Annotated in this window: 19 protein-coding genes; 16 read left to right on the top strand and 3 right to left on the bottom strand. The window is 54.5% G+C overall.

Annotated elements, in window-relative coordinates; genetic code table 11:
• Window positions 1–257 precede the first annotated feature (257 nt).
• The 15 genes from ELK40_RS03460 (at window position 258) to ELK40_RS03390 (ending at window position 19,007) form a co-directional block, all read left to right on the top strand.
• Complete coding sequence (locus ELK40_RS03460; protein WP_127729467.1) at window positions 258–1,478, top strand: VWA domain-containing protein; 1,221 nt, start codon at window positions 258–260, stop codon at window positions 1,476–1,478.
• A 249-nt stretch (window positions 1,479–1,727) separates the two neighbouring features.
• A complete protein-coding gene (locus tag ELK40_RS03455; protein WP_164850614.1) occupies window positions 1,728–3,101 on the top strand; it encodes an SrfA family protein in 1,374 nt (457 codons plus the stop codon).
• Window positions 3,102–6,107, top strand: coding sequence for a virulence factor SrfB (locus ELK40_RS03450; RefSeq protein WP_127729465.1), 3,006 nt, complete (start codon window positions 3,102–3,104; stop codon window positions 6,105–6,107).
• Window positions 6,107–8,770 carry a virulence factor SrfC family protein gene (locus tag ELK40_RS03445; RefSeq protein WP_127729463.1) on the top strand — a complete coding sequence of 888 codons (2,664 nt, stop codon included), beginning with the start codon at window positions 6,107–6,109 and terminating at the stop codon, window positions 8,768–8,770. Before ELK40_RS03450 ends, ELK40_RS03445 begins: the two co-directional genes overlap by 1 nt.
• 6 nt (window positions 8,771–8,776) lie before the next feature.
• Entirely contained in the window at window positions 8,777–9,736 is a 960-nt protein-coding gene (locus tag ELK40_RS03440) for a hypothetical protein (protein ID WP_127729462.1), read from the top strand.
• An 8-nt stretch (window positions 9,737–9,744) separates the two neighbouring features.
• Window positions 9,745–11,700, top strand: coding sequence for a vWA domain-containing protein (locus ELK40_RS03435; RefSeq protein WP_115876564.1), 1,956 nt, complete (start codon window positions 9,745–9,747; stop codon window positions 11,698–11,700).
• A complete protein-coding gene (locus tag ELK40_RS03430; RefSeq protein WP_115876565.1) occupies window positions 11,700–12,386 on the top strand; it encodes an ATP-binding cassette domain-containing protein in 687 nt (228 codons plus the stop codon). The genes ELK40_RS03435 and ELK40_RS03430 overlap by 1 nt, the downstream gene beginning before the upstream one ends.
• A 31-nt stretch (window positions 12,387–12,417) precedes the next feature.
• On the top strand, window positions 12,418–13,599 hold the full coding sequence (locus ELK40_RS03425) for an ABC transporter permease (protein ID WP_244599401.1): 1,182 nt from the start codon (window positions 12,418–12,420) through the stop codon (window positions 13,597–13,599).
• On the top strand, window positions 13,589–15,124 hold the full coding sequence (locus ELK40_RS03420; protein WP_083239558.1) for an SUMF1/EgtB/PvdO family nonheme iron enzyme: 1,536 nt from the start codon (window positions 13,589–13,591) through the stop codon (window positions 15,122–15,124). The genes ELK40_RS03425 and ELK40_RS03420 overlap by 11 nt, the downstream gene beginning before the upstream one ends.
• A gap of 18 nt (window positions 15,125–15,142) precedes the next feature.
• Entirely contained in the window at window positions 15,143–15,841 is a 699-nt protein-coding gene (locus ELK40_RS03415; protein WP_133293703.1) for a hypothetical protein, read from the top strand.
• 11 nt (window positions 15,842–15,852) lie between these two features.
• A complete protein-coding gene (locus tag ELK40_RS03410; protein WP_115876568.1) occupies window positions 15,853–16,335 on the top strand; it encodes a hypothetical protein in 483 nt (160 codons plus the stop codon).
• 48 nt (window positions 16,336–16,383) lie between these two features.
• Window positions 16,384–16,863, top strand: a complete 480-nt coding sequence (locus ELK40_RS03405) for a hypothetical protein (RefSeq protein WP_206529376.1) — start codon at window positions 16,384–16,386, stop codon at window positions 16,861–16,863.
• 25 nt (window positions 16,864–16,888) lie between these two features.
• Window positions 16,889–17,317 carry an IrmA family protein gene (locus ELK40_RS03400; protein WP_127729460.1) on the top strand — a complete coding sequence of 143 codons (429 nt, stop codon included), beginning with the start codon at window positions 16,889–16,891 and terminating at the stop codon, window positions 17,315–17,317.
• Between the two features lies 1 nt (window position 17,318).
• Entirely contained in the window at window positions 17,319–18,569 is a 1,251-nt protein-coding gene (locus tag ELK40_RS03395) for a hypothetical protein (protein ID WP_127729458.1), read from the top strand.
• Between the two features lie 141 nt (window positions 18,570–18,710).
• Window positions 18,711–19,007: an SH3 domain-containing protein gene (locus ELK40_RS03390; protein WP_115876571.1), complete on the top strand. Its 297-nt coding sequence runs from the start codon at window positions 18,711–18,713 to the stop codon at window positions 19,005–19,007.
• A gap of 58 nt (window positions 19,008–19,065) precedes the next feature.
• Here ELK40_RS03390 and ELK40_RS03385 read toward each other — a convergent pair whose 3' ends face one another.
• On the bottom strand, window positions 19,066–19,668 hold the full coding sequence (locus ELK40_RS03385) for an ATP-dependent Clp protease proteolytic subunit (RefSeq protein ID WP_008501342.1): 603 nt from the start codon (window positions 19,666–19,668) through the stop codon (window positions 19,066–19,068).
• A gap of 284 nt (window positions 19,669–19,952) precedes the next feature.
• Between ELK40_RS03385 and ELK40_RS03380 the strand changes: the two genes are divergently transcribed.
• Entirely contained in the window at window positions 19,953–20,570 is a 618-nt protein-coding gene (locus tag ELK40_RS03380; protein WP_127729456.1) for a response regulator, read from the top strand.
• Window positions 20,571–20,573: 3 nt separating this feature from the next.
• Here ELK40_RS03380 and ELK40_RS03375 read toward each other — a convergent pair whose 3' ends face one another.
• Together ELK40_RS03375 and ELK40_RS03370 are read right to left on the bottom strand one after the other, a co-directional pair.
• A complete protein-coding gene (locus tag ELK40_RS03375; protein ID WP_127729454.1) occupies window positions 20,574–26,156 on the bottom strand; it encodes an ATP-binding sensor histidine kinase in 5,583 nt (1,860 codons plus the stop codon).
• 9 nt (window positions 26,157–26,165) lie between these two features.
• Window positions 26,166–26,546, bottom strand: a complete 381-nt coding sequence (locus tag ELK40_RS03370; RefSeq protein WP_111964145.1) for a response regulator — start codon at window positions 26,544–26,546, stop codon at window positions 26,166–26,168.
• Window positions 26,547–26,554 lie beyond the last annotated feature (8 nt).

Raw genomic sequence — 26,554 nt, 5'->3', positions numbered from 1 at the left:
GCGCAGATGATTTGCCTGCCACGCGCGTGTTGGCAATGATAAACCTGGTCATTAGGTGAAGTGGTATTAAAGTAAAACTTAAATGATAATTTTTCCTGAACCTTTTCCCCTGTCCGATGTTTACTTTTACTCAAAACATCTTACCTCTTAAAACTGGTAGTTTTTTAATTTTAAGAACAAGATTAGTATTAGAGATTGTCATTTTTTATATTTAGCTCTAAGCTATTTTCTTTTGCATACCTGGCTCATTAAAGGCAATGATTAGAATCACAAGGACCGTTGAGAGCGAACATTGCTTACAAGAATATATTTCAACGTTTTCTGTCGTAAATAATCTTATTGACCGACACCTTTCTAAAACTTATCTAAATCTTTTTGCCCGCCCTCAGCAGGCTGAAGATGGTGCGGTTGAATGGTATAGCGAAATAAATGGTAAACCCCAACGCTTTAACGCTTTAAACGTCGTTGAGCGAGACAAAATCGCCATACTCCTCTCACAAAAGCTGGCGGCACTCACTCAACTTCATCAAACACTCTCGACTAGCGCGCAGACTTCTCCCGAAACACTGCAGTTACTGGCAAAAATAGCCAGACAGCCCTCACCAGAAAGAATATGGATCGTTGACGGTCAGCCTGTGATTACAGGCTGGGACATCATGCCGGCAACTAAGTTGCCGGCAGAACAGCTGCCTAAAAAGCGTGGGTGGTTATGGCTGGGGCTTTTAGCGCTGGCTCTGCTTCTGGCTCTTGTTCTCCTGCGCGGCTGCTGGCCGACTGTCAAAGTAGTCACTCCTGCCGTTTCTCCCGTCCAGCCAGCCCCTGAGCATCAGGTCAAAATGCTCTGCCCGGCACAGCGGACAAAACAGCAGGCACCTGAAATGGTTATTATTTTTGATGCTTCTGGCTCTATGGCCATGAGCATGGATGCCACACCAGAAGAGATAATGCGGTGGATGCAGGATAAACCTGTACCCGGTATCGATCGTGAACCTCGCCGCATTACGCTCGCGCATCAATCCGCTAAACACATTATCGATGACGTGCCAAATGACATGGACATTAGCCTTATTGCCGCAGCTAACTGCCACCAGGTGAGCGCAACTCCGGCTTTCCTGCCGGAACAACGCGCTGAGCTAAAAAAGTTAATTGATAAAATCCAGCCGGTGGGTAAAACCGCTCTGGCAGAGGCGTTAGAAGAGGCGGGGAAACGAGTTAATGGCGTTGACCGTGATGCCATAATTCTACTGGTGACGGATGGGGAAGAGACATGCGGAGGCTCGCCTTGCGATGTCGCGCTTGAGCTAAAAAAACGTAAGCCCCGATTACAGGTCAATGTTGTCGATATCATGAATACCGGCGCCGGAAACTGTATTGCCAGCAATACAGGTGGAAAGGTATTTGCTGTCAATAATACGCAGGAATTTAATAAGATGATGAACAACGCCGTGAAGGAATATATACCGCAGGGTTGTGACTAACACATTAGAGAAAATGAATACATTGCCAGAAATATAGTTTCACAGTGAAACTTTTTTTGCGGTAATCGGATATGCGCAGGTCCCAATAATAAGTTTAGTTTAGGTCTAAACGTTTTCGGCCACTTGCCGATAATACTCAATATTTTGTTGCCATAAACAAATGACGCAGATTACCAGGCGTATTTGCGGCGTCCTTTTCCACAGTGGAACCAGCTTTCACTTGTTCGTTTAACAGCAAAGGCATGCAGCGTGAAAGAAATTTTTCTATGCAGTGACAAGCTCGATAAATATCAGTCGATGGGTGAGAATGGACAGGCAGTATATATTTCCGCATTACAGCTGCGTGAAACCCTACGACTTAGAAAACAAACGGCGGTTGCTGACACTTTAGCCATCCCGCAAATCAGCGAGCATGGCGATCGAATCGACTGGTATGCCCCGCTGGCCGGTGACGTTATTCCATGGACGGCCGCAACGGAAGCTGAGCGCCAGGCCGCGCTCGCGCAACTCGAAACCACCCATGCAGCGTTTCGCCAGATAAGTAATGAATTTGCCCAAAGCCAGCAGCCGGAACGCCGGCTCTTTGGGAAATTACTTGAAAAAGCGATGCAATTCCCCGATCAGCAGCACGTGTGGCTGGTAGGTGGAAAGCCGGTCATCAGTTTTTGGGGATTTGTGAACGCCACTAACCAGGCCCGCATCGAGCCGCTAGACTGTTTGCGTCCAATATCTACAGCCTTGCCTCCGCAATCAGCAAGTATTGAACCGGTGATACCAGAACGCACCTTTACGCATCAAAGGCCCGCCAAAAGACGCTGGTGGTTGCTCTTACCCGCATGGTTGCGTTGGCTACTGCCGCTACTTCTGTTACTCCTTTTAGCGCTACTGTTCTTACGGGGTTGCATGCCAGGCATAACGATCCCTGGTATTTCATCTTCTGTACCCGCTTTGCCCGCGCCCCACCTTCCAACAGCCGAATCTCTTGCGCCGTCGTCAAGGGCCATCATCAGCACAACAACGTCTAAGGCGAACCTGCATTCGACAACGGGCAGTGAGATTTTAAGCGCCACGGGCACTTCACTCACAACGTCACAAGAGCAATCAGCATTACAAACGCCGTCACAAAGCGCAGCAGCAACGGCATCTGCTGTGGATCCTGCGTCAGCCACGAATGGCCCTCATCCCGGCGGAACAGCACCTGCTCTCGAAGCGCCATCAGCCAATACCTCAGCTGGTGCTAAAGTCCCGTTGACCCTGCCTGCATCTTCACTGGCACAAGGAAATACCCGTTTTCTGGACGGGAACTGGCACGCAGGGGCTGGTATTCAGGATCAACGCACAGGAAAGCCCCTTAGTCTGAGTTACCAAATCAATGACGGTAAGGGCGAAGTACAGATGATCCGTGGCGACGGTGTGACCTGTCGTGGCGCGGTCAATGCGGCCATTCAGTCAGGTCATCTCGCCATTAACAATCAGGGAGAAGCACAGTGCTCCGATGGCTCACGCTACCAAATGCCAGAAATTCTGTGTGCTCCCGGCGCGCAAAACATTGCGAATTGCAAAGGCCGTTACGACGCCAAAACACTTTTCCCTATTTCGATGAAGCAGGAGGCAAGTCAGTAAATGCTCGCTGAACTCACTGATTTTAAAAAACAGGTCAAACTTATTCGCGACAGCGGGATCCAGTTCCTTGATTTCGCCTTTACCCTGCCAACGCGTAAAGAATATGGGGAATTTCTTCGTCAACAGGGTGACGAGGCTATTATGCGGCTTATCTATAATGAGAGGGAAGATAAGCTGCAGCTCCCTCTGCCTGACAGCGAACCTCCTCGCTACGCAGACTCCGACTACACATTGACGACCGAAGAGTCGCTACGCCTCTATCGCGGCCTCTGGTTACCGCTGCCATTTTTCCGCTTCAACCCGCCACGAGCCTTTGCTCACGGGCCCTATAACTGGTCACGCGTCCAGTTCCATGAGCTGCCTGAGCCGGATGAAAAGGGTAATACCTGGCGCGCTACTCTGATTTTTGATACCAAAATTTTCCCGGATCGCGAGAACACGCAGTATCTCGCACCGGGCGAGGATGATATCCGTTCAGGTGCGGGATTTGCTCTGGCACGCCATCCTCACGAGATGAGGGAGTTTCTCTCACTGCCATGGGTGGATGAATGGCTACGGGAAGTTTTCAGTACTCAGGCTCGCGAAGTATTACGCCAACATATTGATGACATTGATGAAAAACTGCTGCAGAAGGAACATCAGGCGCATTATCTTAACCTTCTGCATGTCCTGGCGACGACGATTGTCGTTCCTGAAGTACAGGTCAATGACGTAAAAATCCGGGACTCAGCGATACCTGTAGACCTCGTGCTGGACATTGGTAACTCACGTAGCTGCGGCATCTTGATCGAAGAACATCGTGACGACAATAAAGGGCTTTCTCAACTTTATCAGCTTCAGCTCCGCGATTTGAGCCAACCGCAATTTGTTTATAACGAGCCTTTTGACAGCCGTCTCGAGTTTGCCCAGGCCGAATTCGGCAAGCAGGATTTCTCGCTAAAAAGCGGGCGCAGCGATGCCTTCACATGGCCAACCATTGGACGCGTCGGCGGAGAAGCCTTCAGAATGGCGGCTCAACGCCTGGGTACCGAGGGCTCAACAGGGATCTCCAGCCCTAAACGCTACCTCTGGGACGATCAACCCTATTCACCGGGATGGCGCTTTAGCCAGGCCTTCGTGAAAAGTGACAGAGAGCCGTTAGCCACTGCAGCACCGCTGCTGTATATGGTCAACGATCAGGGGAAATTGCTCATTCGCCTGAAAAATGAAGAAGACCGTATGCCCGTCTTCACGCCGGTATACAGTCGTAGCTCGCTGATGACGATGATGTTGTCAGAGGTATTAAGCCAGGCTCTCATGCAAATCAACAGCCCTTCACAGCGGCTGAAGATGAACCACGCCAGCACACCGCGTCGTTTACGAAATGTCATTATGACTGTCCCTCCGGCGATGCCAAAGCCTGAGCGCGCTATCTTTGAGGAGAGCATGCATGACGCTATCCGCATGGTCTGGAAAGCGCTCGGCTGGGAAGAGATGGATTATGAAGGCGATGACCCGCAGTGCTTGAAGTACGCCCATCCTGGCGTACACGTGAAGTGGGACGAAGCCACCTGTGGGCAGTTGGTATATCTCTATAACGAAACGCAGAACTACTTTGGCGGTCGCACGGACGAATTTTTTGCAGCTACTCGCCGTCCCGATACTCAAAAAGACCCCAGCGATACACGCTCATTAAAAATCGCGTCGATTGACATTGGCGGAGGAACGACCGACCTCGTCATTTCTCGCTACACGCTGGATGAAGGCCAGGGCATTAACGTCCGAATTACCCCGAAACAGCTTTTCCGTGAAGGGTTTAAGGTAGCAGGCGACGACATACTGCTGGATGTTATACGGCTTTTCCTCCAACCAGCAGTAAAAGCGGCCATGACCAAAGTCGGCCACAGCGATCTTGCAGCCGAATCAATGATGTCACAACTCTTCGGTAGTGAATCTATCGAAGCCGGAAAACAGGTATTACGTCAGCAGCTTACATTGCAGATCTTCGCGCCTCTGGCGTTATCTATTTTGCATCGCTATGAAGAGTACTCCCCGGAAAATGGGCGGGAGATACTGAATTACACCTTCCGTGAGCTACTTGCCGATAATCTTCCAACCGAGAAAGTACAGGATTATGTAAACGACGTTGCCCGTTCCGGACAGCTTGCGAGCGAAGTACCGTTCTCCATTCTGGATGTACCGCTGGAATTGGATCTTGCGCGTCTGCACAATGAATTTATCGACCCTCGCAGCGGGCGAATGAACATTTGCCACAGCCTGCGCGCGTTGTGCGAAGTACTTTGGCACTACAACTGCGATGTATTACTTTTAACCGGTCGTCCATCTCGCCTGCCGGGAATTCAAGCGCTCATTCGCCAGCTTCAACCTGTTCCCCCTTCTCGCGTACTGCCACTCCACGGTTATGAAACCGGTGGCTGGTATCCGTTTAACAAGAAAGGATGCATTGACGATCCGAAATCGACAGCCGTTGTGGGGGCGATGCTCTGCCTGTTAGCGGAGAAATCCAGACTCAACAACTTCTTCTTCCGCACTGCGAACTTTAAGCCTTATTCAACCATCCGCTATGTCGGGATGCTTGATGGAAACAATGTGATTAAAGACAGCAATGTCGCCTATCGAGATGTTGATTTGGACTCCGCTAATTTCCAGTTACCCGAAGGGAAAGGCTTTGAAGCACGGGGGGAAGTGCGTATCGGTTTCCGCCAGCTTGATAACGAACGCTGGCCATCGACCGCACTTTATACCCTAAAAATTACCAGTGCGAACCTGGCAAGCGAGCTGTCGGGTGATGCTGTAATAAGCATCGGTTTAACCGCAGAACAGGGACGTGGACGTAGTAGCGAAGAACCGGTCAGTCCGGAGCGCTTCCAGATTGGCTCGATGGAAATGGAAAACGCACAGCGCGGTTATGGCCGTAGAGATGTTGCATTCCAGTTGAACACAATGGTCGGTAACGGGCTGAGTGAAACCCATTACTGGCTGGATAGCGGGAGTATTAAAAGCTAATGAGCACTATTCATCCCAACACCATTATCCAGGGCTGGAATGGCGTCGAACAAGGTGCAGGCCTGGCCATTGATTGGATCGCTAGCGTTCGTCAGGACGCGCCGCGCCTGAACACTGAAGCCGATCGCCTGACCATGAACTTGCGCCGCAGCCGTAACAAAGCACGCAGGCTGGCGCAGGCCGCAGCGAAACCGATGACAATCGGCTTCTTTGGCTTGTCGCAGGCAGGCAAATCGTATCTCATTTCCGCGCTGGCTGCGGGTGAAAACGGAAAGCTGGAAACACGCCTCGGCGGCAATCAGCTCGATTTTCTGACCCACATCAACCCGCCTGGCGGCGGCAAAGAGGCGACGGGTCTTGTTACCCGGTTTAGCCGCAGTGATCAGAGCACGGACGAACGCTGGCCTGTCACGTTACAGCTCTTCAACGAAGTGGAAATGGGGAAGATCCTCGCCAACGCATTCATCCATGACTTCAACCAGGAAAAATTTGACTGGCAGTTCGATGAAAAACGTATCAGCGATCTGTTAGCGTCCCTGTCGAAACGACGCCTGACCTCCCGCAGCCCTGGCGTGACCGAAGATGACGTAGTTTCTTTTTGGGATTACCTCATCCGCCATTCTGAGAAAACGCAAAGCCGTTTTGCCCTGACCTACTGGCCACAGGCAGTAAGCCTCGCACCATGGCTTTCTGTTGAAGATCGCGGCCAGCTTTTCTCCGTTTTATGGGGCGAAGTACCAGAACTAACCAATGCCTATATCCGTTTTGCCAACACGCTACAGCGTCTCGGTGGAGTGCAGGAGCTGCGTGCCCCACTGAGCACGCTGGTTCGTAACGAAAACGGCATGCTTCTCCAACGGGATAGCATCATGAACGTCGATATGCTGGAGCGGCTGAATACCCCGTCAGATCAGACTATTGAAGTCTGTCCTGTGGTAAATGGGCAAACGGGTGCGTCTATTTCGCTATCGCTGGCAGAGCTCACCGCGCTTACCGTTGAATTGCATATCCCGTTAATGGCTCCGCCTCGCGAAACAATCTTCGAAGCCGTCGACTTGCTTGATTTCCCGGGTTATCGCGGCCGTCTGGCGGTGGAGTCCATGGGTGATGTCACCCGCGAGGTTAAAAATGCAGAGAGCAACCCGCTAGCGCAGTTAATTTTGCGCGGAAAAGTGGCCTATCTTTTTGAACGTTATACCGAAAACCAGGAGATGAATGTCCTGGTGGTGTGTACGGCCTCAACAAAACAGTCTGATGTCAAAGAAGTGGGCGGCGTGCTGGACGAGTGGATCCGTTACACCCAGGGCGCCGATGCCGACGCGCGTGGTCGTCGCTTACCTGGCCTTGTCTGGGCATTAACCATGTTTGATCTGCGCATTAGCCAAAACCTTTCCCATGACGAAGCACTTCTTCGCCAGTCCTGGGGGCTTGGCGGGATGATCAAAATGGCGATGACAGAGCGTTTTGGCCAGTACAAATGGATGCAGGAATGGAGCCAGGGTCAGGCGTTCAATAACACGTTCCTGGTGCGCAAACCGCGCCAGCAAACGCCCTTTATCCGCATGAACGCAGGTAGTGAAGCGGCTTTCAACGACGACAATGGCGGGCAGCTTGCACTGATGCGGAAAACCTTCCTTGAAGATGAAGCTGTCGCTCGCTACATCGCGAACCCTGCTGAAGCCTGGGATGCGATGCTCACCCTCAACGACGGTGGTATGCGCCGAATGGCCGATTATCTGGCCCGCGTCGCCCGCCCTGAACTGAAACTGGAGCGGATCGCAGAACAGCTCGACGAGATCCGCCACGAACTGGTCGAAGGGGGACTGGGGAACTGGTACCAACCGGACGGCGAAGAAGAGCTGTCCAGAAAATCCCGAATTGCGCAAGAGATCCTTGCCACCCTGAAAAAACGCAGCGGCATGCACGGCGAACTGCTGGCGCGGTTGGTTCCGGCACGCCGCGATCTCCATGCACTTTACATGCAGCAAACGACCCTGTCTGCGCCTGAAGCAGAAGAAGATGCAGGATTCTTTGATATCGGTGTGGAAGATGCTTTCGAAAGCAGCGCAACTGCGGTGACGACGCACAGTCATGAGGTCGCTTTCGCGCACCAGAGCGTTCAGCTCTGGATTAACCATCTGCGCGGCCTGCCTGAAACCGCCGCCATGCTCAACTACATCAGTCTTCCGCGCCCGATTGCCGAAGCGCTGGTAGACGAATTGATCACGGGGTTATTGCGTTCACGTGTCGAGGACGCGCTGGTCAATGCAATGAAAAATACCGAGCAGGCTGGCGTTCGTCGTGAACGTATGGTCGAGCGTCAGGTTTCACGCGTGCTTCACGTGATGAGCGATTTCATCACCTGGCTGGGCTATCAAAATATGCCGGAATCGAAACGCCCGGCCCGTCTCAACCAGCCCGAACAGCCGATCTTTACCCGTCCACCAACGTGCGACAGTGTGGTCTGGAAAGGTGATGAACGCCTGGCACGCCTGACGCCGCAACAGCTGAACTACAGTGCCTTCTTTATCATCGACTGGCTGGTTGGCCTGGAAGCACTCATTACCGAAAACGCAGGTCATTCTGCCGGACGCGAGATTAGCGTCGCGCAGAACGAAAATCTGGGCGTCATTCTCCGCCAGATTAAATCGGCAAAGGAGTAACTGGACGTGATCAAACCTGAACTTAAGACGCTGACCCCTATACAACCAGGATTCGCATTACTCTTGTTGAAAGGCTGGAAAGGCGATGCCGAGGGCGTCACAATCTCGGTAGTACGTAATCAGGATCGCCTGTATCTGGACAGCCACGGTGATTGGGTCAGTGGCGAGATTTTCCTCGCCCTCCCTCCACTGATACAAAATGAGGAGACGCCCTGCGTTCAGGTCGGCCCTTCTCTGATCGATCCACTACTCGCTAACCGCCAGGCGGCCTATCGCATCACCATCAAAGATGGAAGTAATAAGGATATGGGGATTCTGACCATCGCTGAAGGGCTACTTAGCTCCCAGGCCGGTGGTGAAAACCCACTTCCGGAAAATATACAGACGCTGAATGATACCCCCATCGTGCAGCCGATGTCCGTTCAAGAACCGGAACCTGTCGTTTTAGAACCTGTCGCAGAAAAGCCTGTATCTCAACAGCCGCAGAAGCCGAAAAGTAAGCTGCCGTTATTTGCGGGATTAGCCATTCTATTGCTCCTGCTGGCCGCTGCTGGGTGGTGGTTTACCCGTAAGCCAGAGCCTGCAATTCCAGCGGCACCTCCCGCACCCGTCGCGAAAACTACCGGGCCGTGTGGTGATGAACAAATGGCGAGCGGCAATGAAATGGCGTTCGTTAAAGGGTGCCTGCGTAGCCAGCCAAGTAGTGCACAACTGCTGGACGTCATCGCAAAAGCGAAAGCGGCAAAACATTGCGATATCGCTCAGCGCCTTTACGCCTATAAAGCCCAGTCCGGCGATACGCAGATGGCCGTTCGTTATGCACAAGAATATGACCCTAAAACCGCAAAACCAGGGGGATGCTTCAATCCTGACGCAGAGACAGCGGCGTATTGGTATGAGTCGGTTGTAAATCAGGATCCGCAGAATAACGAGGCCAAAGCCCGTTTAGCTGAGCTGAAGAAATAGGATAAATAATGAAATACATGCATTGGTTCAGTAGCCTGGTGTGTGCCGCAACGCTGGCATCCCCCGTCTGTGCCGCGGGTAAACAGCCGCTTTTGCAGGAAGGTAAACATGCGTTATTCCAGCGGGTACTGACTTACCCAGGCTGCCAGCTGTCCGCCAAAGCAGGTGAAGCAGGTAAAGAGCAGCCGGCCTTTAGTCGATTCTATGTTTACCAAAGGACAACGCAGGGTCAGGACACGTGGCTGCAGGTTGGGCCGGACAGCTTTGGTCATACCGCTGGCTGGATGAAATCCTCCTGCACCGTTGACTGGAAAATGCAGCTGACGCTGGCGTTTACCAATCCTGCTGGCCGTCACCCGATGCTGTTCTTTAAAGAGAAATCCGACGTTGAGTCTCTTCTGAACAGCAAAAACCCTGCGGCAACATTGCAACCAATGCTCAACAGTTTGAGCAGCCATAAACCGGTCCCGCAGGTTCTGGCACGCGAGCCTGATTACATGGTGGATCAGTTAAAAAACTTTTATCTCTTACCTGTTCTTGGCTCAGATGATGTGTTTACCGATACCGGCTTCCAGGTACGTGTACTCAACGTTGCCTCCGTCAGCGAAAAGTCGCCCGCAAAAAAGGCCGCGTCCGCTGCTGATGAAAAGAACATGATGAAAGGGTTCTCCGCCTCGGTTGTCTTTGTGATCGACTCCACCATCTCGATGGGGCCGTATATCGATCGCACCAAAGAGGCGATCGATAAGATCTACAAGAGGATCGAGAAGGAACACTTACAGGATCAGGTCAAGTTTGGCCTGGTAGCTTTCCGCTCCAGCGTGAAAGCGGTTCCGGGTCTTGAATACGACAGCAAGATGTATGTCGACCCCAATACCGTTAAAGATGGTAAAGACTTCCTCGCTAAAGTACATGACCTGAAGCAGGCTACCGTTTCCAGCAGCAAGGTTGATGAAGATGCTTACGGCGGGGTCATGACAGCGCTGGACAAAGTGGACTGGACGCAGTTTGGCGCCCGCTACGTTGTACTGATTACTGACGCAGGCGCGCTTGATGGCACAGATAAGCTCTCGTCAACCCATCTGGATGCCGCCCAGGTGCGTCAGGAAGCCGCCTATCGTGGCGTTGCGCTGTATGCGTTACATCTGAAAACCTCTGATGGTAAGAAAAATCACAGTTCTGCTGAAGCCCAGTATCAGGAGCTGACGTTAAATCCATTCCTGCACAAACCGCTCTACTATCCTATTGATTCAGGTGATGTAAATAGCTTCGGTAGTATGGTCGATAAGCTGGCGAATGCCATTACCGGCCAGATTAAAACAGCCTGGAGCGGCGAAGAAACGGCGGGGAGTGCGCTGGGGGCAAGCCCTAAATATGCCGGTAAGAAAGAAGATCCCCTGCTCAGTGATGCCGACAAGTTAAGTAAGGCAATACGTCTTGCCTATCTGGGTGAAAAGCAAGGCACCACGGCACCACCGGTATTCAAGTCATGGATAAGCGACCGCGATCTGATTGACCAAAACATCCCGGCGACCGAGGTGCGCGTACTGCTCACGAAAAGCGAGCTCAGCGATCTGAGCGATGTCATGAAGAAGATCGTCAATGCCGCCAATGAGGGGATGATTTCTCCGGATGACATGTTTGCCAGCCTGCGTTCTCTGGCGGCAACCATGGGCAACGATCCAAACCAGGCGAAAGGGAAAAATGCGACCCGCCTCGGAGAGATGGGACTGCTCGGTGAATATATCGAGAGCTTACCTTACCTCAGTGAAGTATTGAGCCTGGATGAAGAAACCTGGAAAAGCTGGGATGGCCTTGAGCAGGAGCGTTTTATCCGCAGGCTGAACACCAAGCTTAATTACTATCAACGCTACAACCAGGATGTAGACCGTTGGGTGGCATTAGCGCCCGATAGCGACCCACGCGATAACGTTTATCCGGTACCTCTGGAGAACCTGCCCTGATGTTGAGGATCCGCGATATGGAGATCAGCCGGGGCGGGACGCATGGCTATAGCGTCGCCCTCCCGCACCTCTCGTTGAAAAAGGGAGAGGTGGTCGCTCTTACCGGGCCTAGCGGGTGCGGTAAAAGCACGCTTCTGGAGATGATAGGGGCGATCCTCCGCCCAGCGCATCTTGCCGAGTACCGGCTCGCCGGTCGCGATATTTCAATACCGCTCATGGCTGAAAACGAGCCTGCCCTGGCCGCGCTTCGCGCACGCGAGCTTGGGTTTATGCTACAGCACGGCGGCTTGTTGCCCTGGTTACCCGTGATAGAAAACATCACTCTGGTTCGCAGGCTGGCAGGACTTAGCCTACAGTCAGCCTGGCTCGATAAGGCCATCGACACCCTGGGCGTGCGGCCGCTGCTGACAAGAATGCCTTCCCGGCTTTCTATCGGCGAGCGCCAGCGCGTTGCCTTCATCCGTGCGATTGCCCACCAGCCACGCTTACTCCTTGCCGATGAACCGACTGCGGCGCTGGATCCTGATAATGCAGACCGGCTGTTTGACCTGATGATCGGTTTGGTGCGCTCACTGGATATGGCAGCCATTATTGTGAGCCACGACTGGCAGCGCGTGACGCATTTTGGGATTGACCGATATCAGGCCGTGACCGGAGAGGGAAAAAGTGTCTTCTTACCCAGCTGATATGCCAGCGTCAGGCACCCTGCTGTGCCGTATGGCTCTGCGCGATCTCATTCACGATCGCAAGGTCGCGCTGTGCATCATCTTCTCTTTGATTGCCGTTATCGCACCGTTATTGCTGCTGTTCGGATTGAAGAATGGCATTGTCAGCCAGCTTCGCCATCAGCTTCTCGACGACCCTCGCACCCGGGAAGTACGTATGACGGGTAATGGTAATTATGATTTTGCCTGGCTTGATAAGCTCGCCCGCCGTTCAGAAGTCGGATTTTCGATTCCGTTGACTCGTTCGCTGAACACTCAGGCCGATCTGGTCCGAGACGGGCAACACTTTGTCCCGGGTGCTGAAGTGATCCCGACGGCCAAAGGCGATCCTCTTTTGCAGGATGTCAGAGCACCGGTCAAAGACAGCGATACCGTACTCAGCGCCAGTGCGGCACGCCGCCTTGGCGTGCAGACAGGAGATATCCTGCGCCTGATGGTGAGCCGAAAAAGCGAAGGGAAAAACCAACGCGCCACGTTCGCTTTAACCGTTACCGGCGTGCTGGATGACGCAAAATTTTCACGTCAAGGTGCCTTTATTACATTGCCTTTGCTTGTTGCTCTGGAAGACTACCGCGATGGCTTTCAGGTTCCCTTGCTGGGGGTCAGCGATGGCAAGCCGTTCAGAGAGAGAACCCGCTATTCAAGAGCACGTATCTATGCCAGTTCGATAGATGACGTTTCACTCCTCGCGCGGTGGCTGGAGACGCAAAACATTGAGGCTATCACTCAGTCAGCTCAAATTGAGTCTGTGCGTGCCATCGACCGAGTGCTGGGTATTATCTTTGGCGTGATTGCCTGGATCTCTGCATCAGGGTGCATCGCCTCGTTAGTCGGTGCCTTCATCGCCAACATTGATCGTAAGCGCAAAGATATGGCCGTGCTGCGCCTTCTGGGTTTTCGCCGTCGCTCTGTGGCGCTTTTTATTATTATTCAGGCGCTGTGTTTGACCGGCGTCTCATACGGACTGGGTGTGATCATCTACCTGCTGGGCAGTGCATTGTTCAACCATGTGTTGGGCAGTTCTTTACCGGACCAGGCATTCGTCTGTCACCTTGACCCCCTTCATTTTATCGCAGCATTGCTCTGTGTCCTTGCCGTGGCGTTAGGCGTGGCCGCTATCGGAGCACTGCGCGCACTGAAAATCGAACCTGCGGAGAGTTTACGTGAAATCTAAACTGGCGATGAGCCTGGCTATCATTGGACTCGGGTACGCCTGCGCGGCTAATGCCACCTGGGATGAAAAGTTCTGGAACCCAAAACCTCTGGCCGATGACGTGATATTGCCTATGCCGTGCGACGGTGCCATGGCATTTCGCAAAGTCGCTATCCCGCTGAATAAACCGCTGGAAGATTACAACATCACGCTGGGGCAAGAAGGCGACGACTGGGGATACGTTGAACAATCTCGCCAGGAACACATTGCAGGCAGTTTCCCGGAGAAGGGTGGTAAGGGCCGTTATTACCTGATGGCCAAATATGAACTGAGCGACCTGCAGTATCGCGCGCTTTCTGGGGAATGCCCGACGACGGATATGAAAGGACGTTTACCGAAGGTGAGTATTGGCTGGATGGATGCCATGGTATTCGCAAATCAATACAACCTGTGGTTACGAAAAGAAAAACTTTCTGCACTGCCTGAAGATGATGGTCAGGCGGGATTTTTACGGCTTCCGACAGAAACCGAGTGGGAGTTTGCCGCACGCGGCGGGCTCGCGGTTTCCCCCGCAGAGTTCCGCGATCGCCACTTCCCGATGCCTGAAGGATTAAACGGTTATGTCTGGTTTGCGGGGGCACAGTCTGCAAATGGAAAACTTCAGCTTACCGGCCTGCTGAAACCTAACCCGCTCGGATTGCACGACATACTGGGCAACGCAGCAGAGATGATGTTTGACCCGTTCCGCCTGAACAAGCTCGATCGCCTGCATGGTAAGGCTGGGGGCTATGTCGTTCGGGGGGGCAGTTATATGACTCCTCAGGCGGATATCCGCAGTTCACTGCGTGGAGAGGAGCCGTACTATGCCAATGCAGGCGAGAATACAACCAAAAGCACCGGTGTTCGTCTGGTTTTAGTTTCCACAACCCTGACATCACGCGAGCGGGTGAAAGAGATTGAAAAAGAGTGGCAATCATTAGGCACGGGTAAAAAGGAAACACCTGCAGGCAAAGCTGATGATTCTCTAAAAAACCTGAATGCTATCTCGGCAAAAGTCCAGGATGACGCACTGAAGAAACAACTTGAGCAACTGCGCGGTGAGCTGCGCGCAAATAGCCAGCTTCGGGATGAACAACGGGATCAGGCAATACGCACATCGTTACAGTTGGGCGCCTTTTTGTGCACAAAAATGAAAGATGACGGCGAGTTTTACGATCGTCTCAACCAGCTCTTCACCAAAACCTGTGCCGCAGGCAGCCAGCTTGATGCTAATTGCTCCCGCCGTCAGGAACAGCTTGGTCAACATCAAAAAGCCCTTGATTTTATTACCAGTTATTACGCTGACACACTGGTAGACATGGGCACAACCTATGACAAACCCCTCATCGAACCGCAGGTCGCTGTCGTATTGCAACAGATGGCTGCACGCGGAAAAACCAACCTTAACGGTTATCTCGATACCTACTGGAAGAACCTTCAGGGGTACTGGAAAGATGGAAAAGTTGCGCGCGAGGCGTGGCTTAGTTCATGTAAAAAAAATAATTAAATAGTTCAGGAGATTGGAATGTTAAAGGTTATTCGCACAGCAGTGATAGCAGGAATGATGGTATTTCTGGCGGGGTGCCAGAATGGCAGTACGGGAAGTAGTGGCGGCGTCGACCCGCGCCTTGCCAATAATCAGGATGTTGAGTTTTTCAATAAATCAGGCTGGCAGGCCTGTGCTGGCGGCGCGGTAATCGGCGCACTGGCCTGCGCTGTCAGTAACTCCAGCAACAAAGCAGTATGTATGGCCGCCGCCGCTATCGCCGGTTGCGGTGTGGGTATGGGGGCTAACGCCTATCTGGATAATCAGCGCAAAAAATACGCCTCCAAAGAGCTGCAGTTAAACGCAACGATTAAGGATGTTGAAGCCGAAAACAAACGCATTCAGAACGCAACCAGCGTTGCAAAATCGGTTATCGACTCTGATAAAAAGACCCTCGCTCAAATAGAAAAAGATATGGCTGCAAACACGGTGAAAAAAGACGCCGTACAGAAGCAAATTAAAGGAGTGGATGCCAACATTGCTTACCTTCGTGGCACCATCACCGACATGAAAAAACATGAGAAGCAGTGGCAGGACGTTTCTGCAGACATGAGCAAATCCGGCAGTGATACCCAAAATCTGGATAGCGAGATTGCGTTGATGCGCGACAAAATTGGCTCTCTGCAGGGCGAGCTCGATAGCCTCTATACCCAGCGCACCGCGCTGAAAGTCGGTTGAGGGGAATAGCAATGCGTTATATTTTTCTTGCACTCAGCGCCCTCATATTAGCCGGCTGTGCCACTAACGCGCGAGATTGTGACCCGACAACCGGTGATGTCAGCATTATTACCAAATTTAACTGCAACTACTCCGGCACCTGGGATAAGCGCGTTGAAGATAAACAAAAAACGCTGCAATACGATCAGGAACTGAATAAAGAGTTCAAAGCGGTGAATGATGCGATTGAAAAAGAGAAAGCACTGAGCAATGCCAACGTAGCCAGTAAACAAAAATCGCAGCAAGAACTGCAAAAGTCGATGAACAATCTGCTCGCCCAGTTGAAGAAAAAAACAGCTGGCCGGGCTGATGCTCAAAAGCAAGTTGCAGACCTGGAAAAAAATATGAAGGAGGCGCAAAACAAACCAAGCGCTTCCGAATTGCAAAAACAGATGGAACTGCAGAAGCTGCAGGGACAGCTGAATGAATTACAAGAAACACTGGCTTCACAATAATAAAATAGCAGCCGGGTTACCGGCTGCTTTACCTGCTAAGGAAAAATAATGTTGAAATCTCAATTACTCTCTGCTGGATTATTGACCCTTCTGGCGACAATTCCAAGCGTTCATGCTGCACCGCCTGAGCCTGAGCTTATTTTCAACTGTGAACTCACGAACGGAAAATACGTTATCGTCCGTCTGGATCACGATGTTCCTACTTATTATTACGGCTCACTTGAAAAAGTAGAAATGACTCTCCCCCAAAATGAGGGAGACAAAACGCAGGTTCGCCTGGGTGAAATGACGTTCTCGGGTGGAGGCGCTTATTATTATCGTTTCATCAATGGCAACTACAGCTATGTTGTTTATAGCGGTACGGGAAAAGGATGGGATTATACCGGCCTGAAAGTATATAAAAACCAAAAGCTCATCATGAAAAAAGAGTGCACTAATGGGGGGTTTTTACCTAATGAATATCGCGGTCAAGGCCTCGTAAAAGAAGCGGACACCGGTGATGATGCAACATACGGTTATGTTGATTAATACATCATTTTCAGGATGGTAAAATATGATGAGCCGTTACTTACACTGTAGCACAGTATTCGCATGTCTTTTATTCGCTGCTCCATCTCATGCGATTGAGATCTGGCACTCAAACACCGTCTGGGCAAATCAAGGGATGTGCAGCGCCACTTTCACGCTGGACAGTGGCATGGAAAGCGTTGGTTCGTTAGAGATAGGCTTTGACCTCGTTGATGCAAAAAATAACCTTGTAGCTCATGATACTTTGCAGGTAGAGCCATTCGGCGATTCTGATGCCACGCGATACCAAACGGCTTTCGCCGAAGGCGAGCATTATTGCGAAAGCAATCTCACGCTGCGCCTGACGTCACTGGCGTTAGTTAACGGAAAGACCAAACAGCCTTTACCTCTCAGTTTGCTTACACCAAGGCCATTTATTCCATTCCCTATCATTAACCCGCAGGCAGATCACTAATATGTCTATAGACGCTGAAGCAAACTCAACACCTGACAATAATGGGCCTGGCCTTTGCTTTTTGTTATTACTTATCTTTGGCGGGTTCGTTTTCTTTATACCTGCAAGCGTTGTGGTCGCCTTCCCGGCCGTTCTCGCCGGTTCCTTCCTGTATTTTATCTGGTATCTTATTTCGGAAGGGCATTTAGGCAATATTCTTGGCAGTATGATCGTCAGCATGATACTTATGGCTATCGCCGCAGCTATTCCTGTCATTGGCTGGATATTGTTACTTCTGTGGATCTTCTACAATATTGCAAAAGCCTTTGAGACGATAAAAACATTACTTCCCGATGCGCTCTTTAGCGCTGTTCTCTATGGATGTTTGCTCTTTCCCGTTATCCAGGAAATGGCAATGGACGGGGAGAGCAACATGGCTGCCACTATCGCTTGTGGTGTCGTGTACGTGATAACTGCAGGGCTTTATTGTTCCAGGTTAACGCAGCTGGCAACCAACACTAAGCAAAGTATTTTCTATTTTTCAATTATGTGGCTTTCGGTCCCACTTATCGCACTTCTGATCGTCTCGATTGTGGCATCCCTACGCGCGGCATTCAGAACCGTGCTGACCCCGGTGCAGACCGTGGTCAAAACCCCGCAAAACGTATCAGCGCATATGCGAGGCGGGAGCCATGTCAACGCTTACACCCGAACTGTGACCACCATTCAACATAGCGTGACCTCCCAGACACTTCCGGGGATGGGAGCTGTTGGTGCCTCTATGGTTGGTTCCGTATCGGAGGCAACGATAACAACACCACAACAGCCACAGCAAACCTTGCCAGCGCTGGAGCACAAACCAGCCGGGGGTGAATTAACACAGTATGCGACGAACAAAGACCACAATTTTTACCGCTACGACAATCTCAACGCGAAAAAAATAAGCAATTTCGTCCAGGCGGCCAGTCATTGTCAATCGCTGCCTCCTCTCACGGAAGATGCGATCCTGTTCTACTACGACGAAACGGTTTTCGGCCAAGGGGATCGTGGTGTGGTATTAACTGATGACGGTGTTTATTGCGTGTTGGGAAAATTGTATGAAACTTTCTACGCCCGCTTCAGAGAAGTCAGTAGCGTAGTCATAAAAGGATCCATTAATAAAAAAATTGTCCTGCATATGAAGAATGGCCAGAAACATAATATTGAACTGACTCAATCAAATGCCGGGGCAAAAAAAATCTACGAACTTATCAGCATCGCAGCCCAGAATTAAGTAACCCTCCAGGCACCCGCTCAACGGGTGCCTTTCAGACTTCCGCATGACACATTCTGACAGTTTCACGCTTTATCGTGATCGCCATATTTACAGCGGCTTATATCGTTACGTTAAGAGAGAACTGTCATGAGGTCTAAAATGAGCGATTTCACTGAACTGCCGGTCACTGGCTCTGTTAAGACCACAACAGCGGTCTACACGCGTAAACAGAGCCCCTCGGTATTCTCGCCCGTGGCGTGTGAACTCTCTGCGGGAAGCCAACTGACGGTGCAGGCTGCGGTGATGGGGGATGCGGTGGAAGGCAACGCGCACTGGTATCGCATTGATGAGGATACATACATCTGGGCGGGGGCATGCACACGGCTCGATCCTTACCCGGCGTTTCCGCCAGGCACGCGAACGAACTGGATGGTGGTGGTGTTCGAGGTACGCTAGGTCCGGCGTAGGTCGGGTAAGGCGAAGCCGTCACCCGACACAAACACGCCGCGAAAACTTAATCCAGCTTCAGCTCGTCATAATGGGTGATCAGTTTACCCACGATGCCGTAGTCCAGCGCTTCTGCCGGAGACATCCAGAAGTTGCGGTCGGTGTCTTTTTTCACTTTTTCCAGCGGCTGGCCGGTGGCGTCAGCGATCAGCTTGTTCACGCGATCCAGCATGCGGATGATCTCGCGCGCTTCGATCTCAATATCCGTTGCCTGACCGCGCACGCCGCCCAGCGGCTGGTGGATCATAAAGCGGGTATTTGGCAGCGAGTAGCGGTGCTCTTTTTTCGCGGCAAGGAAGATGGTGATCCCGGCGCTCGCCACCCAGCCGGTGCCGATCACGTGCACTTCCGGGCGAATGAATTTGATGAAGTCGTGGATGGTGTCGCCCGCTTCCACGTGGCCGCCCTGGCTGTTGATGTACAGCTTGATCGGATCGTTGCTGACGCTTTGCAGCAGGATCATCTGGGTGATCACTTTCTGCGCCAGCTCCTGATTGATCTCACCGGAGATTACAATCGAACGAGACTCCAGCAGTTTTTGCTGCAGAGCGCCCGCGCCGTTTGACCCTTCCGCTTTATCCTTGTCGCTCTCTTTCAGTGTGTAGTGCATTGTTATGTCCTCAGCATTTAGCGCTCAAAACCAGAGTGTAGCCTGTTTTACCGATCAAAGTCCTCACCGACAAATAACGAGGGCGCTGAGGCATACTGCCCATGTTGCACGCGTTTCGTTCCTTCACCACTCCCGCCCCGGCTCGCTATACTTCATACGGTTATCATATTGTTAAATGATAATGATAGTTAATGTGTTAAGATGAAAGTCAGCATAAACAGTCTCTTACGTCGCCGTAGTGATTGTTTGCATCCTCGACATGTCAATCAGCACCGGGGCGGTGAATGGAACACATTGTGTATGTTGTAGATGACGATGACGCAGTCAGGCAGTCCGTGATTGGGCTGCTGGAATCGGCAGACCTAAACGCCGTCGGCTTTTCATCGGCAGAAGCGTTTCTTCAGTACCGCTTTGAAGAGCTCCCGTCGTGCGTGGTTCTTGATATGCAAATGCCCACCATCTCGGGTTTTGAGGTGGCTGACGCCCTTAAGGATAGCGGGCGCGAGATCCCGATTATTTTTCTCACCGGCCACGGCACCATCCCGATGTCGGTGCGCGCCATTAAAGGCGGCGCGTATGAATTCCTCACCAAGCCCGTCGAATCTAACGCGCTTATCGACGCCATTGAATCCGCGCTTCAGCTGGCGGAACACAACGCCGTGCGCAATAAAGAGCACTACGCCCTGAAGCAGCGCCATATGTCCCTCACCCCGCGCGAACACGAGGTGCTGACGCTGGCGATAAGCGGCATGCTGAACAAGCAAATTGCCGCCGAGCTGGGCGTTAGCGAGATCACGGTGAAGGTGCACCGCCGCCGCGTGATGGAGAAAATGCAGGTGCGCTCTGTGGCAGAGCTGGTCAGGGCCGTTGAGCGCCTGACCAAAAGCCAGCCTGCGGAGTAACGTTTACCCTTCCTGCGCCGCCAGCGGCAGCGCAAACGCAAACACAGTGCCGTACGGCTCCCGGCGGCGCGCGCTCAGCTTCCCGCAGTGGCGCTCAATGATGCTGGCGCTGATGGTCAGCCCCATCCCCATTCCCTGTGGCTTGGTGGAATAGAACGAGTCAAAAATCTGCTCCAGCCGCTCGGGCTCAATGCCGCTGCCGGTATCGGCAATCTCGACGATCGCTTTCCCGTCCGCGTTGGCGGTGCTAAGGGTAATGGTGCTGGCGCGATCCTTCACCTCGGCCATCGCCTCTACCGCGTTCATCACCAGATTCAACAGCACCTGCTGGATCTGCACGCTATCGCCGGTGATAAAGCTGTCGCTGGCGTTCAACAGATAATCAACGCTTATGTGTCGCTGCTCCAGCTCGCTGCGCGAAAGCGCGATGATATGGTGGATCAGATAGTGCAGATCGATGCGCGAGAAGGTGGGATCCTGCTTGCGCGTCAGGGACTGAATGCTGCGAATGATCTCCCCCGCCCGCGCGCCTTCCGCGGCGATCTCCTCCAGCCCTTCCCGCACTTTATCCAGCCGGGCGGGCTCGCGGCTGAGCCAGCGCAGGCTCGCTCCGGCGTTCGAGACGATCGACATCAGCGGCTGGTTGATCTCGTGGGCGATGGAGGAGGTCAGCTGTCCGACGGTGGTGGCCCGGGACACCCGAGCCAGATCCGCCTGCGCCACCCGCATGGCATCCTCCGCGGCGCGCTGGCTGGTGATATCGGTGATGATGCCGTAGTACTCGTTCACCTCGCTGCCCACGCCCACCGGATCGCCAATTCCGAGGATGTAGCGCGTCGAGCCATCGGGACGCTTGACGCGAAACTCCGCGCGCATGGAGAGACCTTCGCGCACGCTTTGGGTGACGATGGCGCTGATGCGGGCGTAATCGTCCTCATGGACGAAGGTCAAAAACTCTGCCATGGAGATCATCTTTTGCTGCTCGGGCAGGCCGAGAATCCGGGAGTACTCTTCCGAGACATACATCAGATCCTGCTCCAGTTCCCAGCGCCAGCTGCCGGTGTGGCTGATCTGCTCGCCCAGCATCAGCGAGGTCTGGCTGGATCGCAGCTCTTTCTCCACCCGGCGGCGCTGGATGTTCTCCGCCAGCAGCTCGGCGTACAGCCGCGCCGTCTCCAGGGATACCGCTGCCTGCGCGCCCAGCAGGCTCACCACGCGCGAGTGCTCGGCGGTGAAGACCTCCGGCATCAGGCGGTTTTCGAGATAGAGCACGCCCACCAGCCGCGCCTGTTTGAACATCGGAACGCACATAACCGCCGCCCCCGAGGTCACAAGATAAGGGTCCTGGCTGAAGGGATGGAACTCCTCCGGCCTGCCGGTGCGGATCTCCTGCCCGGTGCGGATCACCGCCGCCAGCACCGACAGCGGCATGTCGGTCGCCGTCGGCACGTCTTTCAGGATCCGCACCCGCACGCCCTCGGTGCTGGTCCAGGCGCTGGCCTCGATCTCAGGAATAAGGTTATCGCTCACGCGCAGCAGCAGGCCACGCTGCGCCCCGGCGCGTTCGAGCAGGATAGTCATCAGGTTTTCGATCAGGCGCTCAAGATTAATCTCTTCCGACAGCGCGCGGGATGCTTTGATCACGCTCTGGAGATCGCGGATGGTCTCGTTCTGGGCGAACGCCACCGTGTCGTAGGCGCTGGCCTGCCCGGAGGCCAGCAGGTGCGGGAAATCCTGCTCCAGCTGGCGCACCTTGGCCTGCGCGCCCGCGCGCCCCCAGGCGGCAATAGAGCCGCGGAAGTGGGCGTCCGAGGCGGTCGGATAGCCGCAGGCCAGCGCAAAGCGCCCCGCCAGCTCGTGGGCCAGGGCGTTGATCGGATTAAAGCCGCCCTCGCGGGAGAGCCGCACCGCCTTCTCATACTGCTCAAGCGCAATGCTGTTCATCCCGTCCAGACGCACGATTTCGGCGTAGATCAGCGCCTCTTTATCCGCGAACGTGCCGGGATTAACGCGCGCCCAGAGGGCGATTTTGTCATAGTGGGCGTGAATGCTGCGACGGTGGTTCGCCGAGAAGGTCTCCGGCGTCAGCTGGCGGGAAAGCGCCAGCGCGCTGTAAAGATGGTAATCCAGCAGATGGATGTGCCCCGGCGCAGACCACGCGTACCACCCCGCCATCTCCAGATCCGCCTGCGCGTCGGCATACTCCCCGCAGGTAAAGTGGGCCATACCGCGGTAGAGCCAATACCAGAACAGCATGGTGGAGGTCTGCTCCGGGGCCTGCTCCGGCGACGCGGGAAGCAGCGCCTCCGGCAGCACCTGCGACGCGGTCCAGGTGCTGATGACCGGCGTGCGCAGGAACTCAACGTACCCGCGCTGAACCATCAAAATGGTCTCCACGTCCTGGAAGTGGGTTTTACGCACAAACGCCAGGCCGCGATCGATGCTGGTCAGCACCCCGTCCAGGTGATCGCCCCGCGAGAGGAAGTTAATCACCTGGTGGCAGGCCGCAAAGCAGGCCATCGTCATATCCCCGTGGGTCACCGCTGAGGTAAAACAGGCTTTCGCGCACTCGATGGTGAACGACAAAGGCTGGGTCCAGACGCTGAGCTGGTCGAGCGGCAGCAGGGTTTTGGCTTCGAACGCATCGTAGCCGTGGCGATTCACCAGCTCGCGGGCCAGGGTGCCGTACCGAAACCCGAGGCGATACTCGGCGTAGCGGTGGCCCATCAGCACGCCAAACCAGGCCATCGCCGTGGTGGAGGCGCCGGTAATACCGTGGTCGAGGGTCAGGTGCATCATGCGGCAGAGCAGTAAAAAGTGCAGGCGCGGGCAGATGAAGCTGGCGCAAATGCTGGCGCTGTAGAGCAGGTTCATCACCGCTTCGGTTTCCGTGTTATCCATCCGCGAGAGCTGGGCAAACAGGTTTTGCGGCGCGTCATTTGCGCGGTTGCAAAAGCGTTCCCAGGCCTCGTCGCAGTCGGCATCTTCCGGATAGCGGCCAATCTGGATGCCAAACCCCCCCAGCCAGCAGAGCGCCGCCTCCAGCGCCAGACGGCTGTCCGACTGGCGAATGTAGACTTCCACCAGCAGGTTGGCCGCCAGCGCCTTTTCGGTCAGCCCGCCGGGGCAGCCGAGGATCGCGTCACACAGCTCGCGGGTCCGCTCCAGGTGCCCCAGCGCAAACTCGCAGCCCGCCTCTTCGATATCGAGCATAAAGTCCGACACCGTCCCGGCGTTGCCCAGCGCTCTGGCGGTCTGAATATAGCTGAGTGCCGACGGGTAATCTCCCGAGCGCTTCGCGCGCCGCGCGGCCAGCAGGCTCAGCTCGCGGAACATCTGGCGCTGCGGCGCGGGCTGAATGCTGTCCAGCGCGGCCGTGACGTGGTGAACGGCGCGGAACAGCAGTTCGTTCCCGGCCGCCTGGCGCGCGGCGTCGGCCAGCAGGCTGGCAGTCGTCAGGTGAATATGGCTTTTCTCATGCCGATCCAGCAGCGCGAAAGCGGCCTCCTGTACCCGGTCGTGGGTGAAGGAATACGCTTTTTCCGTCAGCACGATGAGCTGGGCCATCACCGCCGGGTGCAGCGCATAGCGCATTTCTGCCATCGACATGCCGACCACGCGGCAGACCATCTCCATCTCGCCCGTGCCGCCAAGGCAGGCGATGCTGCCCAGCAGGCGACACGTCTCGTCGGGCAGTTCTTCGAGCTGCTCCAGCACCAGGGTGACCACGTTTTCAGTGTAATGCCGGGCGCGGATCGCCTGCAGATCGTAATGCCACTTGTCCTGATATTTGTTGTGCACCACCAGGCCGTCATCAACGATGCGGCGGAAAAACTCGTGCACAAAGAGCGGGTTGCCGCCCGTCTTCTCGTGGATCAGCGTGGCGAGGTCGGTCGTCGCCGCGCTGCGGGTGCGAAATACCGTCGCCAGCCAGCGCGCCACCGCTTTCACGGAAAGCGCCTGCGGAACAATCTCGCTCGCGTTTTGCGCCGCCTCCGGCAGGCCTGCCAGCAGCGCCTGCAGGGAGGCGTCGGTCACAGAGCCGATATCCCGGTGGGCCGCGACCACCAGCAGCGGGATAGCGCCGCAGTTCATCAGCAGATATTTGAGCGTGTGCAGGCTGGCAGCGTCGCTCCACTGGAGATCGTCGAGCACCAGCACCAGCGGGCAGCCCTGCGAGGCAAAGGTCTTCACCAGTGCCAGCACCATATGGCTGAAGCGCGCCCGGGCATCAATGGAAAACGTATCCGTCGAGAAGCGCGGCTTGCTCTCAAGCAGCAGTCCCAGCTCGGGCACCAGGCTGACGGCCAGCGCCTCGTGTCCCTCCAGGGCGCGAGACAGGCGGATTTTCCACTTCGCCACGTCGTTTGCGGGCAGCCCCAGCAGGTGCAGCGTCAGGGCGCGGAACGCAGAGCTTAATACGCCGTAAGGCAACGACGGTGAAAACTGATCGACTTTGCCCACCGCCAGCAGCACCGTACGCTGCTGCAGCGTTTTAAGCGCCGTCGCGATAATGGAGGATTTGCCGATCCCGGACGGCCCGCCGATCGTCACCAGCTCCGGGACCAGGCTCTGCCCCACCCGCTCAAACGCGGCAACGACATCATTCGCCTGCGGATGCGTCGCGAACAGGGAGTCTGCCAGATGGATCGCCGGAGTGCGATCCTGCTGACCGGGGGTAAAGGCGACGATCTCGCCCTCGCAGGTTAACGTCGCCTGACAGCGGCGGAGGTCGGCAATCAGCCCGTCGACCGTCTGGTAGCGGTTATCAGGGTTCTTTTCCAGCAGCTTCAGGATGATGGTCGACAGCATTCCCGGCACGTCCGGGCGGATCGCATCCGGGGCCAGCGGCGCCGAGGCAATATGGTAGTGCGCCCAGTTGGTCTGCTCGTCCTCTCCCAGTTCAAACGGCAGGCGTCCGGTCAGGAGTTCATACAGCACCATGCCGAGGCTGTAGAGATCGCTGCGGCTGTCGACGGGGCGCTGGGTGCGGGTGGTATGCTCTGGAGACATATAGGCGGGAGTGCCGCCGGACACGGCAAGCCGGGTCTGGGTGAAGGCTCCGGATAGGCTACAGGAGAGGCCAAAGCTGCCCAGACGGCAGGTGGCATCGTGATGAACAAAAATCGTGCCGGGCTTGATATCGCCGTGGATCAGGTTTTGCAGATGCATCTGGCGCAGGGGAACGCAGATCTGAATCGCCATCTCGATAAAGCGCGTGATACCCGAGATCGCCCTGCCCGCGCGCCGCGCCAGCAGCTCAAACGAAAACGGGGCGTACACCAGCGCGAAGCGTCCCCGGTACTGGGTGGACGCGACGGCGCGAATGGCCCAGCTGTCCTGCAGCGCGTCACGCAGCGCAAACTCGTTTTTCAGCAGCCGGGTGGCACGCTCTTCCTCTTCGTCGCTGACCGCGGTGGCGATAATAAATGAGCCGCCGGAATGAGGATGTCGCGCGTGCATCCAGGCGATTCCGCCCTCCTGCGCCAGCACGGTAAAAATCACATCCTCTTTAAGGACAAAAACCCGCCCCTGGTGAAGATTCCCCTGGGCGGGCCAGAATGCAGGCTGCTCGTTTTCGTTCATCCGCGATCCTTATTGTCGGCGGGCCAGCTCCCGCTGAATATGATCCAGCAGAATATCGATGTTAATGGGCTTACGCAAAAATGCAGCGGCGCCCAGACCGAGAGCGTACCGCTGCATATTTTCATCAGCATGACCGGAGATAAAGAGCACGGGCGGAGGCGGTACGGCCAGCAGGCGCAGCTTTTCAAACAGCTCCAGGCCGCTCATGCCCCGCAGCTTGATGTCGGTGATCACCAGCGCCGCGCCGGACAGGGCAAGCGGATGGCTCAGAAATACCTCTGCCGAATCAAACGTATCGGTCGAATACCCTTCCGACTCCAGGAGATTACTCAGCCCGCTGCGGACGGAACGTTCGTCATCAATGATGGCAATGCGCCACGGCAGCGTCATGCTGTCTT

Origin of the sequence: Enterobacter sp. N18-03635 (assembly GCF_004006055.1) — a bacterium.
Taxonomy (GTDB): Bacteria; Pseudomonadota; Gammaproteobacteria; order Enterobacterales; family Enterobacteriaceae; genus Enterobacter; species Enterobacter vonholyi.
The sequence above is the reverse complement of the archived record's forward strand: the minus strand, read 5'-3'. Positions and strand labels throughout refer to the sequence as shown.